Source organism: Bacillus sp. CH140a_4T (assembly GCF_008923725.1).
Lineage (GTDB): Bacteria > Bacillota > Bacilli > Bacillales > Bacillaceae_G > Bacillus_A.
The window spans coordinates 949,580-963,420 of sequence record NZ_WBPF01000013.1 but is presented as its reverse complement, the minus strand read 5'-3'; the positions used below and the strand labels follow the sequence as shown (position 1 = coordinate 963,420).

Below are 13,841 nucleotides of genomic sequence, written 5' to 3'. Positions count from 1 at the left end.
CGACATGAAAGAGATTGAATTAAAATTAAAAGGTGAAATAAATAGACTAACAAATAGAACATTTAAATTTGACGAACGTGTTGGAGAAGGTTGGTTCTCTGCCGTTTACTTTTTAAAGACTAGAGAAATCATTGAAGAATTTCGCCCGAAAAGTGTTGTGACGATGCAATTTTTCCAAAAGGAAAATGCAGTTCTTTGCGGAACAGATGAAGTGATTGCATTGCTACAAACATTCGCTAAAAATCCTGAGGAACTTGAAATTAACTCTTTAAAAGATGGCGATAATATTAGTCCGTTTGAAACAGTGTTAACAATTCATGGTCCTTATGAAAATTTCGGATTTTTAGAAGGTGTCATTGATGGGATTTTAGCTCGTCGTACATCAGTTGCGACAAACGTATATAACGTTGTCCAAGCTGCACGTAGTGTAGATAAAGAAAAACCAGTTATTTTCATGGGAGATCGTGACGATCATTATACACAACAAGCTGGTGACGGTTATGCAGCATACATCGGAGGTATGAGTGCACAAGCGACGCATGCGATGAATGAATGGTGGGGCAGAAGTGGTATGGGGACAATGCCTCACGCATTAATTCAAATGTTTAATGGTGATGTTGTGGAAGCGGCAAAAGCATATCATAAGAAATTCCCAGAAGATGAATTAGTTGTATTAATTGATTACAACAATGATGTCATTACAGATGCACTTCGCGTAGCGCGTGAATTTGGATTAACATTAAAAGGTGTACGTGTAGATACGTCGCGCACGATGATTGATCAATACTTCATTCGCCACCCAGAAGTACTTGGAACATTCGATCCACGTGGTGTAAACCCATCGCTTGTATTCGCACTTCGTAAAGCACTTGATGAAGAAGGATTCCAGCATGTAGACATCGTTGTAACTGGTGGATTTGATGAGAAACGTATTCGTGAATTTGAAGCTCAAAACGTACCTGTTGATATATACGGAGTAGGAAGTAGCTTATTAAAAATGAATATTGGCTTTACTGGTGATAACGTAGAATTAAATGGAAAACCAGAAGCGAAAGCTGGTCGTAAATATCGTCCAAACCCACGTCTAGAGCGTGTTCAATTAGAAAAAAGAGAAGATATGTAAAAGAGAGAAAAACTGATAGGTGATTGACCCTATCAGTTTTTCTGTTATCATAGTATAGCGGCTTCTTTTTTGCTATAATGGATTTGTTATGGGCATAAAAAGTACGTACGAGTTTATCCTGATAAGTGAAGGGAAAGAATAACTTCACTACATCAAAAATGTATGATGATTACCAAAATAAGAAAAGATTCATATACTGTCTTATAGATAGGCCGTTGTATTAGTTCGAAATGTTGGAGGTTCTTTAAGATGACAGTTTACCATTTTGTAGGAATTAAAGGAACAGGAATGAGTTCATTAGCTCAAATTCTTCATGACATGAAGCATACTGTTCAAGGGTCTGATTATGAAAAGCGTTTCTTTACACAAACAGCGTTGGAAAAGCGTAATATCTCGATCCTTCCTTTTGATAAAAATAATGTAAAAGAAGGACAAGTGATTATTGCAGGAAATGCATTTCCTGATACGCATGAAGAAATCGTAGCAGCAAAAGAATTAAACATCCCAGTACATCGTTACCATCACTTCTTAGGTGACCTTATGAACCAATACACAAGCGTTGCTGTAACTGGTGCACATGGAAAAACATCAACAACTGGTTTGTTAGCCCATGTAATGCAAGGTGCACACCCTACATCTTACCTTATTGGAGATGGAACAGGGCATGGGGTAGAAAATAGTAAGTATTTTGTATTTGAAGCTTGTGAGTATCGTCGTCATTTCTTGTCTTATTATCCAGACTATGCGATTATGACAAATATTGATTTTGATCATCCGGATTATTTCACAGATATCAATGATGTATTCAATGCATTCCAAGAGATGGCATTGCAAGTGAAAAAAGGCATTATTGCATGTGGAGATGATGAAGAACTTCAAAAAATTCAAGCGAAAGTACCTGTTATTTTCTATGGATTTGGAGAAGATAATGATTTCCAAGCACGTAACATTCAAAAGAGAACAGATGGTACTATTTTCGATGTATTCGTTCGTAATACGTACTATGACACGTTCAAAATTACAGGATACGGCAACCATAGCGTGTTAAATGCATTAGCAGTAATCGCGCTTTGCCATTATGAAAACGTTGATGTAGAAGCAGTTAAGCATCAGCTAACAACTTTTGAAGGCGTAAAACGTCGCTTTAATGAAAAGCCGATGGGAGAGCAAGTTATTATCGATGACTACGCACACCATCCGACAGAAATTAATGCAACGATTGAAGCAGCTCGTCAAAAACATCCAGAGCGTGAAGTTGTCGCTGTATTCCAGCCACATACATTCTCACGTACAGAAAAGTTCTTAGATGAGTTCGCTGAAAGCCTAAGCAAAGCTGATCAAGTATACTTATGTGATATTTTCGGATCAGCGCGCGAAAACAAAGGCGAATTAACAATTGAAGATCTGCAAAAGCGTATTGACGGTGCAGAACTAATTACAGATACAACAACGGATGTATTAAAGAAACATAAAAACGGTGTTCTAATTTTCATGGGCGCAGGAGACATCCAAAAATTCGAAGCAGCTTACGTAAAAGAAGTTCAAGTTGCAGAGAAGTAATAGAAAAGACGCATAGCTGTGGCTGTGCGTCTTTTTTGTTGTGTTCGATATATTTTAAAAAGCGTTGATATGTTGGTATTGTTGATTCTTTTTGTATAGTTGTTTCAACAAAACGATATAAATTGAACTAAAAAGTACGTATCCAATTAAATAATAGAATGAAAACATATCGAATTGTTTTGTTATCATAATTCGAATTGCAAAAAATGCAAATGGAAGTGCGATTAAAACGCTAGTACTAAAGGAAATCATTGTTTTTAAAAATTTTAATTGCTGTGTATTCCAATGGTTTTCTCTACAGATGAACCAAATGTTGCTTGCGATAAAGGCTAATAAAAATGGTAAATTAGCTGAAATATTTATAAAGCCAAGTGCGATAGGTACTGATAAAGCAACAAGTGGAGCAACTGATAGACCTGTAAAGTATTTGATAAATGTATTTGTAGATTGCTGTGCATTTTGAATAACATCTGTATATTCTACTGCAATTTCCTTTGCTAACTCTTTTGGAGGAAGAAATTCTTCAATCACTTGTGAAGGGATGATTTCTAATGGTATCCCTTCACTTTCTTTACTTAATGCATTTTCATATAAATCAGATTTGATTTCTAGCACATGTTGTTCTCTTGCTGGTGTAGGTAAGTTCATTAAACCTTTGTTGAAATCCTGTAAGAAAGAAGTAATGAGTTCATTTGCGAAGAATTGTTCCTTGTTCATTTTTTATCCTCTCCTTTAGCTAGTAACATTAGAGCTTGATAAACTGCATCATAATCATGTAAGCGACTATATAAAATTTCTCTCCCTTCGTCTGTAATGCGATAGTACTTTCTTTTTGGGCCATCACCGGACTCTTCCCAATAGGAAACAGCCCAATTGTTTTTCGTGATTCGATTTAATATAGGGTAAATCGAACCGTTTGGGATATGAAACACAGGGATATCTTGTAATGCACTTGTAATTTCGTATCCGTACATAGGTTGTTTACTTATTAAAGACAAAATAGCGAGATCAAAAACACCTTTACGTAATTGAATTATAAAATTATCATTTTTTTCCATGCTTTAACTATATATGATTCATATCTAGATATCAATCATATATAGTGGTTGTTCATATATAAAATTATAAGAAAGTGTTAATATTTAACAATTTACATCTGTAAGTGTTAGAATAATAAGAAAACTAAAAGGGAGCTAAAAAACATGTTCACACTTCGAGTAGACGATGAAATCGAATTACAGTTATTAGAGAAGCATCATAAAGAGGATCTATATCAATTAATAGACCAAAACCGTAATCATTTACGAAGATGGCTTCCTTGGGTAGATGGGGTAAAATCTGCTGGTGCGTATGATGAGATTTGTCCGATGTGGTTAAAGAAGTTTGCAGAGGGAGACGGTTTTGAAAGTGGCATACGTTACAAAGGAAAGCTCGTTGGGATGGTAGGCATTCATCCGGTAAGCTGGGGAAAGAAAGCGGCGAGTCTCGGATATTACCTTGCGGAAGATGCTGGTGGGAAAGGTATTATGACGCGTAGCGTGAAGGCTGTACTTCACTATGCATTTGAGAGTTTAAAATTAAATAAAATGGAAATTAGATGCGGTGTTGAAAATGTGAAAAGTCGCGCTATTCCAGAGCGTTTAGGTTTTAAGTTAGATGGTATTTTAAGAGATGATGAATGGTTATATGATCATTTTCATGATATCGCTGTATATAGTTTACTAGCTTCTGAGTGGAAAGAGATTCAAGGTAAGTAAGAAATGTTATATGTATATCGTTTAAGAAGGTCATTCAGAAATGGCCTTTTTTTATGAACTAAAATGGAAATAATGGTATAATTTAGTTAGGGGTGTAGGTATGAATTTTCCAATTCAAAGAAGTAAGTCAGTAGTAATTTTCGTTGGTCTCACATTAGCTTTTATGTTTGTGTATCCACTTGTCATACTTTTCACCAATCAAGAAAAGTGGATGTCAGCGTTAATTGGAATGGGCTTATGCTTCATTGTCAATGTGCCACTCGTTTGGGAAGTATTTATTAAAAAGCATAAAGTAGAAAATGGTATATTAAAGTACGGCATTTTAAATGACGATATCGTATTGAAAGAGATAAGAATCATTCGTCAAGTTGGGAAATCTCTTGAAATTACGACGAATGCATATAAAGTACATATGGTTGCGATGCCGCAACATATGGAGCGGTTTTTATCGCTTGTAGAACAAGAGAATCCACATGTAAAAATAGAAATGGTAGGTAAGAAATGAAATATGTAAAACCTTTGTTTTGTTTGGAAATTTTGTTGGTGCTTGCTATTTGCACTAGAGTATATATGAAATGGGATCTGCCCTTATATGTACCGATATTAATAGGTACTATTGCAGTGGCGCTTTTATATTATTTTCATTTTCAGCAAACAAAAAACGAAAAAAGTAGCTCTATGTAGTTAGGAGGATTAGAAATGAAAAAAGTCCTTACGTTATTTTTACTTTTGCTAACCGCATCCGTTCTTTTAATAGGGTGTAGTGCGAAGAAGGAAAAGGCTGATATGAACTTTGAAAAGGCACAAAAGGTTGAGATTGAATCACTTACAGAATCAAATGATAAAAAAGTAATTACCGATAAGAAAGAAATTGAAAAGCTGTTTGAAGTCATGAAAATGGATAAGTGGGAAATGCAATCGGCGCCTTTACATACTCCGCAAGGGAAAACATTTAAAATGTATCAAGAAGATACACCAAAATTATCAGAGTCGAGTAAAGATAAAAAGGAATTACATGAAATTGGTACTATGACAGTATATAAAGATGTTCCGTATGTTGAAGTTGAAATGAAAAATAAGAAAATGAGTTTTAAAGTGCCAGAAGATGTGGCGAAAGACTTATTAAAGTATTAAAAAAACGCTCGGAGAAAATTCCGAGCGTTTTTATTATTATTTTAAGTTCTCAGGGTTTAAAGCTTCTAATTCAGATACAACGAAGCGTCCGTCTTTACGGATTAGTACGTCGTCGAAGTAAATTTCGCCGCCGCCGTATTCAGGGCGCTGGATGCATACTAAATCCCAGTGAATGTTCGAGTTATTGCCGTTCCATGCATCGTCGTAAGCTTGTCCAGGTGTAAAGTGGAAGCTGCCATCGATTTTTTCATCGAATAGGATGTCTCCCATTGGATGTAAGATGTATGGGTTTACGCCGATTGCGAACTCACCAACGAAGCGTGCGCCTTCGTCTGTATCGAAGATTTTGTTAATGCGCTCTGTATCGTTTGCAGTTGCTTCAACGATTTGGCCATTCTCAAACTTAAGTTGTACATTTTCAAACGTATAACCGTTGTAAGGAGATGGTGTGTTGTAAGAAACTGTACCGTTAACAGAATCGCGAACTGGTGCAGAGTATACTTCACCGTCTGGAATGTTTAAATGACCAGAGCATTTAATAGCTGGAATGTCTTTAATAGAGAATGTTAAGTCAGTTCCAGGGCCAGTTAAGCGAACTTTATCTGTTTTATTCATTAATGTAACAAGGCTATCCATCGCCTTATCCATTTTACCGTAGTCTAAGTTACAAACTTCGAAGTAGAAGTCTTCGAAAGCTTCTGTGCTCATTTTAGCAAGCTGCGCCATAGAAGCATTTGGGTAGCGAAGAACAACCCAGCGTGTTTTCGGAACACGGATGTCTCTATGAACTTTCTTACCAACTGTTTGACCGTGAATTTGCATTCTTTCACTTGGTACGTCAGCTTGTTCGTTAATGTTATCGCCAGAGCGAAGACCGATATAAGCGTCCATATCTTTCATTACGCTTGCTTCATATGCAGCGATTTGTTCAAAATGTTCTTCAGTAGCACCCATTAATAAAGAGCGATCTACTTGATGATCTTTTAAAGAAACGAATGGGAAACCACCAGCTGCATATGCTTCTTTTACAAGTGCAGTTACAAGTTCTTTTTGTAAGCCAAAGTTTTCAATTAATACTTTTTCGCCTTTTTGTAAGCGGATAGAGTAGTTAATTAAATTGTATGCTAACTTTTCAATGCGTGGATCTTTCATATGTAAAGCCTCCCTACTAATTATGTATCCTCTCTTATTGTAACCTACTTAGTGGAATTTGTTGAATGATTTATGTTAAAGTTAACGAACAAGTATGAAAATTCTAATGAAAAGATAGGGATTAGAACGAAACGGAAAATGATTGTATAATAGGAGAAAGTAAGAAAAAGATAAAGGAAGTGATGAAATGCAAGTTCTTTTATATGTAAGTGCGGCTATTATCGCGGTTGCTTTCGCTGTATTAGTAGTGTATGTATGCAGAACGTTGTTATCGGTTCAGAAGACGTTAGAAAACGTTGCAAGCACGTTAGAAGGTTTAGAAAAGCAAATGCAAGGGATTAGCGTAGAGACGGAGCAATTATTACATAAAACAAATGCGTTAGCTGATGACATTCAACAGAAGTCACAATCGTTAAATAAAGTAGTATCAGGTGTAGATGGAATTGGAACGACAATCCATTCTTTAAATACGAAACTTCGTAATGTATCAGAGTCTGTTACGGACGAAATTGAAAATAATGCGGATAAAGTAGCGCAAGTTGTACAGTGGAGTAGCGCAGCAATTGAAGTATACAACCATTATCGTGCGTCAAGACAAGAGAAAAAGGTTGAAAAAGAAGAGCGTAAATTAGAAAGACTTGAGAAAAAAGCTGAAAAGAAAGAGAAGCGCTCTAGACTTCGTATGAGAGGTGAATCGTGATGAATATGACAAAAGTTGAAACAATTGAAGAGCTTGAAGTATTAGTAGAAAAAAACGAGCCGTATGTTCTTTTTAAACATAGTACGACATGCCCGATTAGTCATGGTGCCTATACAGAATTTCAAGCGTATTGTAGTGAAGAAAGAGCAGTACCAGCGTATTATTTATACGTACAAGACGCGAGAGATGTTTCGAATCGTGTTGCAGAACAGTACAGCATAAAACATGAATCTCCGCAAGTGTTATACATAAAAGATGGGATGGTAGTATGGAATACGTCCCATTGGAACATTAAAAAAGACGCTTTAGAAGAGAATATTAAGTAAAAAGAAGCAAGCTAAAGGTGCTTGCTTCTTTTTTTTGTTTTTGTTGAAATATATTTAATGGTACACTGTTATTAGTTCAAATTAAATAACTAGATTGTTGAAAGTAGGTTTTAAGTAATGAAGAAAATGGCATTATCCTTCGCGGTCGTAAGTTTATTACTAGGAGCTTGTAGTAATAGTAATGATACGATTAGTAAGAAGGATGAAGTTATACAGAAAGATACGAAAGAAAAAAGCATGATTCCGAGAACTGCTGTTTCGAAAGATTATTATAGAACTGTAATTCCTTTAAAAGAACAAAAGGTTATAAATACAGCTAATATAACAACAAATTCTAAATTAGATTTAGCAGAGTATGAAAATGGTTTAATGAATATTGCAAAAGAGCAATTCGATACAGAAAATCACGTACTACAATTAAATCAGTATATCCCTGAGAAGTTAATTGATGAACTAGTCGCAAAAGTAAAAGCGCCAGTTTTGACAAATATTATAGAACAAGACTATTTCGGGAAGCAGAATTCAAATGAATTAAGTTTATCTGGCGTTGTGATCGGGTTAGCAATGTCGTCAACTGTATCAAATGAAGAAGCAATGTCTAAAGGTACTGAAGTTGCTGGACAACTTATAGACGCTATTAATAAAAATGACAAGTATAACAAATCTCCAATTACGTTTGCTATCTTTAAGCAAGAAAGTACGAGTTCTTTGAAAAATGGTACATATATTGCTAGTGCTACCGTTCAAAAGAATGATACGAATCTTGGAAATTGGAGTACAATCGATGAGCAAGCGTATTCATATCCTTCTGATGAATTTACAAAAGCGCATGGAGAAGATAATACAAAAATAACTGACTTCGCTAAGGCAATGAAACTGTTTTCGCCTGGAGATTTTATCCCAGTAAATGCTAAAGTGTCTTATAAGAAAAATCAAATGGATGCATTAAATATGAATATTGTTATTAAATATAACGGTAAAACAGAATTAATGGCCCTTACCCAAATGGCTGCTCAAAGTATGTTAGAAAAATTACCTAAAGATGCGAAAGTACAATTGCAGATCAAGTCCGAGAGTAAAATCGAGGCAATTATTATAAAAGAGAAAAACAGCGAAAAACCATTTGTTTCCTTCTTGTAAAAAAGACAGTGTTTAAACTGTCTTTTTTATATTGTAAGTGAAAATGTACGATGGGAAAGAGCGCGTCATATTTACGCTGTGCCAATTTTAAAGGATGAAATATAGTTATCCCTGTCGTTCTTGATATAACGCATTCTACAGGGCACCGCGCACCTCCAGATCTAGCATATCAAATAACTACCATTGTCGGTTTCTGTCGGTAAGTCGATATATTAAAAAAATCGCTGATATAATTTGAGTTGTGATCGATATATTTGGAAAATCGCTGATATATTTTGAGTTGTGGTTGATATATTTGAAAAATCGCCGATATAAATTTCATATACTAACGTACGGCTTAATATACAGTTTCTATTTATGAAATATCTATATTTTTACAAAAAATGCCCTTTTTTTCATAAAAAATACGAAAATACGAGAAAAGAAGCGAATTTTTTCGAAACTTTTGCGGGAAAATATTGTATGAGCCTGCGTTTTTATCGTATCATTAGTAAAAGGAAGAACTCGGGACGATTGGTGGCATCTGCAAATAGAGTTGATGTCTTTTTTTCATTCAAGTAACCGATACATAAAAATAGATAACAAAAATAGAAGGAGTGTGCGATGAGATGAACGTAACAATATATGATGTAGCGCGCGAAGCGAACGTTTCAATGGCTACCGTATCACGCGTTGTGAACGGTAACCCAAATGTAAAGCCTACAACAAGAAAGAAAGTATTAGAAGCAATTGATCGTTTAGGATACCGCCCAAATGCGGTAGCACGTGGATTAGCAAGTAAGAAGACAACTACAGTAGGTGTTATTATTCCTGATATCTCAAATACGTTTTATGCAGAACTTGCTCGTGGAATTGAAGATATTGCAACAATGTACAAATATAACATCATTTTAAGTAACTCTGACCAAAACAAAGAGAAAGAGTTCCATTTATTAAATACGATGCTTGGAAAACAAGTGGACGGAATTGTTTTCATGGGTGAAGATATTACAGACATTCACATTGAAGAATTCAAAAAGTCTCCAGTACCAATCGTATTAGCAGCGTCATTCGATGAGCAAAATGAAACGCCATCAGTAAATATTGATTACACACAAGCAGCTTACGACGCAATGAAGCACTTTATTGAGCAAGGGCATACGCGTATCGGTTTCGTCTCTGGTCCTTTCATGGATAAAGCGGGAAGCGCGAAGAAGTTACAAGGTTATAAAAAAGCTTTAGAAGAAGCAGGTATTTCATATGATGAAAATCTTATAATCGATGGAGATTACACATATGATTCAGGTATCGAGGCATTCGAAAAGCTTTGGGGTAATGATGAGAAGCCAACAGCGATCTTCGTATCTTCTGACGAAATGGCACTAGGTGTAATCCATGCAGCACAAGACGCTGGATTAAACGTACCAACTGATGTAGAAGTACTTGGTTTCGATAATACACGCCTTGCATTAATGGTTCGTCCACAACTTTCAACAGTTGTACAACCAATGTATGATATCGGTGCAGTAGCAATGCGTCTATTAACAAAGTATATGAACAAAGAAAAAGTGGAAGATCACACTGTTATCTTACCTCACCGTATCCAATTTAGAGATTCAACGAAGTAAGTATAAAAAAGCTCACAGCGATTGCTGTGAGCTTTTATTCGTATTCATGGTAGTATTTTTCTACTACTGTATCTACCGTTTCATTTTTCTTAACGTGTAAAAATCTTGCGTATAATTCTTTTCCAGTTTCAAATGGTGTATCATCTAATTCAAACACATGCAACACTTTCCGGAACGTCCACGTCACTTGCTCATCATACATGTTATCGTACGTATCTTCAGATTGCATAGCGATTTTCTCACCTAGTTTGTGAGCTTCTTCTAAACTGTTTGCTTTAACAAGAATAATACTTTCTTCAAAAAGTGTATCGTGACTTTCTTCATAATGCTCATCAATTTTCGTAGGATGAGGCTCACCAGAATGAACAGATTCAAACAATAATTTTACAGCGTACATATTATGCTGCATGTTTCACTCTATAAATAATACTTGCGACAAGTGAAGCAGGTATTGTAAATACGTTACTTTGATAATGATAGTGTATTTGAGATTCTTCATAAGACATGTTGTCATATAGTTCGTTTTGTGACATGTTCATTTTTTTCTGTTTTGTCTTGAGCATTTTAATATAGTTATACTGTATTGGGACGAGAATGATGAAATAGGCTAATACGATTAGTGAAATCCAAATCATTATGAACACTCCCTTATAAAGAATATTTGTATATGGTAATTATATCAATAAAAATAAAAAATAACCATTTTCGGAGCTAGTTTTCTTCTAAAAATGCGAACAGTTCCCTTTGGTTTCTTAAATTGTGTTCAATACATGTTTGAGCGGTATGTTTCAATCCTTGTAATAATGCTTCTATGTGAAAAGTATCGTACTGAATTATATTTCCCTCTACTATCGTTTCGTCTTTTTCCAAGTTAATTGATATTTTTAGTACAGTTGTATTGCTTTGTAAATTTACAACTTCGATATAAAAAGATTGTTTTTCTAAGTCAATCGTAACGTAATCAAATCGTTCGGTTAGTTCCAAATTGCATATGGTAGTGTATTCCAAAAGAAAGCCTCCCTATTGTGTAAGTGTATGTTGTAATGCTTTCGCTATTGTGGGAGTGATTCCTTGTTATATGTCACATAAGTGCAAATTTAACTATTATAGGGCAATGTCATGTATAATAGAAAGAAAAGGCTTGTGAGGGGGGAGAAGAGATGATCGTTCTTTGGATAATTACGCTTTGTATGACTGCTATTTTTGCATATATGACGTTAAAACAAAATGGCTTAAAGCGATTAGTTCCAGGAAGTATTCTTGCAGGAATTGCCCTTATCACGTATGTAATTTCTATTTTTATTGAAAGTGTATCAGTGGACATGAGCACGAGTTTAATGTTTATCGGTATTACACTATTTGCAGGTAGTGTCATGGTACTTATGGTTGCTGGTATTATTTTATTTATTCATATGAATTCGGAAACGTTATAGCATATAGAAAAGGCATGTCCCTCGGGACATGCCTTTTTATCCGTTCAATTATGCTCTATCTTTTGAAGAATTTTGTTGTTTTAATAAGTCGCGAATTTCGCTAAGAAGTTCTTCTTCTTTTGTTGGTTCTGGAAGTTCTTCTTTCTTTTCTTCTTCTTCTCTTTTAGATGTTAATTTGTTGAATACTTTAACGAACATAAAGATAGCAGCTGCAATAATTAAGAAGTCAAAAATAGTTTGGATGAAGTTACCATACATAATAGATGATTTACCGAATGTAATTTTTAAATCTGTAAAGTTAACGCCACCTAATACCATACCAAGTAATGGTGTGATAATATCTTTTACTAAAGAACTAACGATTTTACCGAATGCAGCACCAATTACAACCCCGACAGCTAAATCGATTACATTCCCTTTGAATGCGAATTTTTTAAACTCGTTCCACATGTGTTAATCCCATCCTTTCCACGATTCAATATGAAATTTATAATTCCTATCAACATATTCTATAGAAATTTGTGACAGAAATAAAGGGGAAATGGGAATGAAAGTAAATTCTGAAAAATGTATCCGTTTTAATTTTTATTTATATCATCTAGTAGAGATTGCAGCAGTTGTTGTGTTTTTAATCCTTCTAATCCATCTACAACAGGCTTTGTATCTCCATGTACACATTCGATAAAATGATGAACAGCATCTTCAAAGCCGCGCTGTTTTAACGTTGTATCCCATGATGGTGAACCAATTTGAGAAACGGAATTTTCCTGCTCAACTTCAAATGTGTTCATATTTTTTACGCGAATGATTTTCCCTGTCGTTACAAGTTCAATTTGTTCTAAATTTGTACCAGCATGGCGATGCATTGCAGTAGAAAGCAACAGTCCACTTGGCGTTGTATATGTATGATGTCCGTAAAGAAGTTCATTCTTTTCATTAGTTTGCATCATATTATGAACGACGTTAAGGTCATCGTTAGCTAACCAGCGAGCAGTATCTACAATATGTAAGTAATCATCTAACATAGTAAAGTCATACGTATATGGCCCGACTTTATTTGTACGGTGCTTTTCAATTCGAACCCATGAAATATTGTGAGCTTGCTCTTTTGCCGCAACATACATAGGAACGAATCGGCGATTAAATCCGACCATTAATTTTCGGTTATGCTTTTCGCTCAACTCGACTAGTTTCTCAGCTTGTTCTACTGTAGCTGCTAGCGGCTTATCAACATAAACGTCGATTCCTTTTTTCAGAAGTTCAGAAACGATTTCATAATGTGTAGCAGTTGAACTATGAACGAAGATTGCATCGCATTCTGAAGCTAACGTTTCAATAGAATGAAAATCTTGAATGCGGTATTGCTGGCACACTTGTTTTCTTTTCTCAGCGTTAGGTGTAAACGCTCCTACAAAATTCCAATCTGTTTCTTTTGTAAGTGTTGGAAGATAGGCCTTTTGTGCAATACTTCCAAGTCCAATCATCCCAATTTTAGGTTTGTTCATGTTTATTCCCACCGATACGATAAACTTAACTAAATCTATACAATTCAATCAAATTTACACAAGTTAGTGCTTCATCGTGTTCTCGCAACCCCAAAGGGACGAGGGGTTGCGAGAACACGAGGCAGTATCGTTACCTCCTATTATCAAGCTTTTATTTTACCCATCTTGATAAATTTATCGAAGCATTTAAATCCCTATCGTGATGGCTATTGCATGAAGCACAACACCACTCACGTATTTTTAAACTCGACTGTCCTTCTGGTTGAACTGAATGGTCGTATTTTACTCCGCAACATGAGCAAATCTTGCTTGAGGCAAACCATTTATCAGCTTTTACATACTCAATGCCGTACTTCTCGCACTTGTATGATAAACATTGAAAGAAGAAGTTTAATTTTTGAAAT

General features: G+C 35.3%; 20 protein-coding genes. 11 read left to right on the top strand and 9 right to left on the bottom strand.

Annotation, left to right across the window (positions count from 1 at the left end; all coding sequences use genetic code 11):
- Positions 1-4: 4 nt before the first annotated feature.
- Together F8162_RS13805 and murC are read left to right on the top strand one after the other, a co-directional pair.
- Positions 5-1,123, top strand: coding sequence for a nicotinate phosphoribosyltransferase (locus F8162_RS13805; protein WP_149237463.1), 1,119 nt, complete (start codon positions 5-7; stop codon positions 1,121-1,123).
- Positions 1,124-1,372: 249 nt separating this feature from the next.
- The gene (gene murC, locus F8162_RS13800; RefSeq protein WP_151633781.1) at positions 1,373-2,683 is read left to right on the top strand and encodes a UDP-N-acetylmuramate--L-alanine ligase; all 1,311 of its coding nucleotides are present in this window, start codon (positions 1,373-1,375) and stop codon (positions 2,681-2,683) included.
- A 54-nt stretch (positions 2,684-2,737) separates the two neighbouring features.
- Here murC and F8162_RS13795 read toward each other — a convergent pair whose 3' ends face one another.
- Positions 2,738-3,400, bottom strand: a complete 663-nt coding sequence (locus F8162_RS13795; RefSeq protein WP_151633779.1) for a hypothetical protein — start codon at positions 3,398-3,400, stop codon at positions 2,738-2,740.
- The gene (locus F8162_RS13790; RefSeq protein WP_151633777.1) at positions 3,397-3,741 is read right to left on the bottom strand and encodes a PadR family transcriptional regulator; all 345 of its coding nucleotides are present in this window, start codon (positions 3,739-3,741) and stop codon (positions 3,397-3,399) included. The genes F8162_RS13795 and F8162_RS13790 overlap by 4 nt, the downstream gene beginning before the upstream one ends.
- A 144-nt stretch (positions 3,742-3,885) precedes the next feature.
- Here F8162_RS13790 and F8162_RS13785 point away from each other — a divergent pair, with 144 nt between their 5' ends.
- The 4 genes from F8162_RS13785 (at position 3,886) to F8162_RS13770 (ending at position 5,574) form a co-directional block, all read left to right on the top strand.
- Positions 3,886-4,440: a GNAT family N-acetyltransferase gene (locus F8162_RS13785; RefSeq protein WP_151633775.1), complete on the top strand. Its 555-nt coding sequence runs from the start codon at positions 3,886-3,888 to the stop codon at positions 4,438-4,440.
- Positions 4,441-4,540: 100 nt separating this feature from the next.
- Positions 4,541-4,945: a PH domain-containing protein gene (locus F8162_RS13780; protein ID WP_151633773.1), complete on the top strand. Its 405-nt coding sequence runs from the start codon at positions 4,541-4,543 to the stop codon at positions 4,943-4,945.
- Positions 4,942-5,124: a hypothetical protein gene (locus tag F8162_RS13775; RefSeq protein WP_151633771.1), complete on the top strand. Its 183-nt coding sequence runs from the start codon at positions 4,942-4,944 to the stop codon at positions 5,122-5,124. The genes F8162_RS13780 and F8162_RS13775 overlap by 4 nt, the downstream gene beginning before the upstream one ends.
- A 15-nt stretch (positions 5,125-5,139) precedes the next feature.
- Positions 5,140-5,574: a hypothetical protein gene (locus F8162_RS13770; RefSeq protein ID WP_151633769.1), complete on the top strand. Its 435-nt coding sequence runs from the start codon at positions 5,140-5,142 to the stop codon at positions 5,572-5,574.
- A gap of 36 nt (positions 5,575-5,610) precedes the next feature.
- Here F8162_RS13770 and F8162_RS13765 read toward each other — a convergent pair whose 3' ends face one another.
- Positions 5,611-6,726, bottom strand: coding sequence for an aminopeptidase (locus tag F8162_RS13765; protein ID WP_000654737.1), 1,116 nt, complete (start codon positions 6,724-6,726; stop codon positions 5,611-5,613).
- A gap of 187 nt (positions 6,727-6,913) precedes the next feature.
- On the opposite strand from F8162_RS13765, the gene F8162_RS13760 reads away from it, so the two are divergent.
- From F8162_RS13760 to ccpA, 4 genes are all read left to right on the top strand, one after another.
- Entirely contained in the window at positions 6,914-7,426 is a 513-nt protein-coding gene (locus F8162_RS13760) for a DUF948 domain-containing protein (RefSeq protein ID WP_048531826.1), read from the top strand.
- Complete coding sequence (ytxJ, locus tag F8162_RS13755) at positions 7,426-7,752, top strand: bacillithiol system redox-active protein YtxJ (protein ID WP_001057490.1); 327 nt, start codon at positions 7,426-7,428, stop codon at positions 7,750-7,752. The genes F8162_RS13760 and ytxJ overlap by 1 nt, the downstream gene beginning before the upstream one ends.
- Before the next feature lie 117 nt (positions 7,753-7,869).
- On the top strand, positions 7,870-8,892 hold the full coding sequence (locus F8162_RS13750) for a CamS family sex pheromone protein (RefSeq protein ID WP_151633767.1): 1,023 nt from the start codon (positions 7,870-7,872) through the stop codon (positions 8,890-8,892).
- Positions 8,893-9,500: 608 nt separating this feature from the next.
- Positions 9,501-10,499: a catabolite control protein A gene (ccpA, locus tag F8162_RS13740; protein WP_151633765.1), complete on the top strand. Its 999-nt coding sequence runs from the start codon at positions 9,501-9,503 to the stop codon at positions 10,497-10,499.
- 34 nt (positions 10,500-10,533) lie between these two features.
- On the opposite strand, the gene F8162_RS13735 is transcribed toward ccpA, so the two are convergent.
- The 3 genes from F8162_RS13735 to F8162_RS13725 all read right to left on the bottom strand — a co-directional run bounded on the left by F8162_RS13735 (position 10,534) and on the right by F8162_RS13725 (position 11,507).
- Positions 10,534-10,896: a DUF4288 domain-containing protein gene (locus tag F8162_RS13735; RefSeq protein ID WP_151633883.1), complete on the bottom strand. Its 363-nt coding sequence runs from the start codon at positions 10,894-10,896 to the stop codon at positions 10,534-10,536.
- A 1-nt stretch (position 10,897) separates the two neighbouring features.
- Positions 10,898-11,134, bottom strand: coding sequence for a DUF3949 domain-containing protein (locus F8162_RS13730; protein WP_097840840.1), 237 nt, complete (start codon positions 11,132-11,134; stop codon positions 10,898-10,900).
- 76 nt (positions 11,135-11,210) lie between these two features.
- Positions 11,211-11,507: a hypothetical protein gene (locus F8162_RS13725; protein WP_151633763.1), complete on the bottom strand. Its 297-nt coding sequence runs from the start codon at positions 11,505-11,507 to the stop codon at positions 11,211-11,213.
- A 152-nt stretch (positions 11,508-11,659) separates the two neighbouring features.
- Between F8162_RS13725 and F8162_RS13720 the strand changes: the two genes are divergently transcribed.
- The gene (locus tag F8162_RS13720; RefSeq protein ID WP_048531801.1) at positions 11,660-11,932 is read left to right on the top strand and encodes a DUF3917 domain-containing protein; all 273 of its coding nucleotides are present in this window, start codon (positions 11,660-11,662) and stop codon (positions 11,930-11,932) included.
- A gap of 48 nt (positions 11,933-11,980) precedes the next feature.
- Here the strand turns inward: F8162_RS13720 and mscL are convergent, their stop codons facing one another.
- The 3 genes from mscL to F8162_RS13705 all read right to left on the bottom strand — a co-directional run.
- Positions 11,981-12,382: a large-conductance mechanosensitive channel protein MscL gene (gene mscL, locus F8162_RS13715; protein ID WP_151633761.1), complete on the bottom strand. Its 402-nt coding sequence runs from the start codon at positions 12,380-12,382 to the stop codon at positions 11,981-11,983.
- Between the two features lie 128 nt (positions 12,383-12,510).
- Positions 12,511-13,437 (bottom strand): Gfo/Idh/MocA family protein, encoded by a 927-nt coding sequence (locus tag F8162_RS13710; RefSeq protein WP_151633759.1) that lies wholly within the window; start codon positions 13,435-13,437, stop codon positions 12,511-12,513.
- 151 nt (positions 13,438-13,588) lie between these two features.
- Positions 13,589-13,841: zinc ribbon domain-containing protein (locus F8162_RS13705; protein WP_151869337.1), on the bottom strand; the 253-nt coding region annotated here is incomplete at its 5' end.

Bases quoted from the DNA above. Each gene is read 5' to 3' on its own strand.
- F8162_RS13805 (WP_149237463.1), top strand. From the start codon at position 5: ATGAAAGAGATTGAATTAAAATTAAAAGGTGAAATAAATAGACTAACA.
- F8162_RS13720 (WP_048531801.1), top strand. From the start codon at position 11,660: ATGATCGTTCTTTGGATAATTACGCTTTGTATGACTGCTATTTTTGCA.
- F8162_RS13790 (WP_151633777.1), bottom strand. From the start codon at position 3,741: ATGGAAAAAAATGATAATTTTATAATTCAATTACGTAAAGGTGTTTTT.
- F8162_RS13795 (WP_151633779.1), bottom strand. From the start codon at position 3,400: ATGAACAAGGAACAATTCTTCGCAAATGAACTCATTACTTCTTTCTTA.
- F8162_RS13730 (WP_097840840.1), bottom strand. From the start codon at position 11,134: ATGATTTGGATTTCACTAATCGTATTAGCCTATTTCATCATTCTCGTC.
- F8162_RS13760 (WP_048531826.1), top strand. From the start codon at position 6,914: ATGCAAGTTCTTTTATATGTAAGTGCGGCTATTATCGCGGTTGCTTTC.
- F8162_RS13765 (WP_000654737.1), bottom strand. From the start codon at position 6,726: ATGAAAGATCCACGCATTGAAAAGTTAGCATACAATTTAATTAACTAC.
- F8162_RS13770 (WP_151633769.1), top strand. From the start codon at position 5,140: ATGAAAAAAGTCCTTACGTTATTTTTACTTTTGCTAACCGCATCCGTT.
- F8162_RS13775 (WP_151633771.1), top strand. From the start codon at position 4,942: ATGAAATATGTAAAACCTTTGTTTTGTTTGGAAATTTTGTTGGTGCTT.
- ccpA (WP_151633765.1), top strand. From the start codon at position 9,501: ATGAACGTAACAATATATGATGTAGCGCGCGAAGCGAACGTTTCAATG.
- mscL (WP_151633761.1), bottom strand. From the start codon at position 12,382: ATGTGGAACGAGTTTAAAAAATTCGCATTCAAAGGGAATGTAATCGAT.
- F8162_RS13710 (WP_151633759.1), bottom strand. From the start codon at position 13,437: ATGAACAAACCTAAAATTGGGATGATTGGACTTGGAAGTATTGCACAA.
- F8162_RS13750 (WP_151633767.1), top strand. From the start codon at position 7,870: ATGAAGAAAATGGCATTATCCTTCGCGGTCGTAAGTTTATTACTAGGA.
- ytxJ (WP_001057490.1), top strand. From the start codon at position 7,426: ATGAATATGACAAAAGTTGAAACAATTGAAGAGCTTGAAGTATTAGTA.
- F8162_RS13785 (WP_151633775.1), top strand. From the start codon at position 3,886: ATGTTCACACTTCGAGTAGACGATGAAATCGAATTACAGTTATTAGAG.
- F8162_RS13735 (WP_151633883.1), bottom strand. From the start codon at position 10,896: ATGTACGCTGTAAAATTATTGTTTGAATCTGTTCATTCTGGTGAGCCT.
- F8162_RS13780 (WP_151633773.1), top strand. From the start codon at position 4,541: ATGAATTTTCCAATTCAAAGAAGTAAGTCAGTAGTAATTTTCGTTGGT.
- murC (WP_151633781.1), top strand. From the start codon at position 1,373: ATGACAGTTTACCATTTTGTAGGAATTAAAGGAACAGGAATGAGTTCA.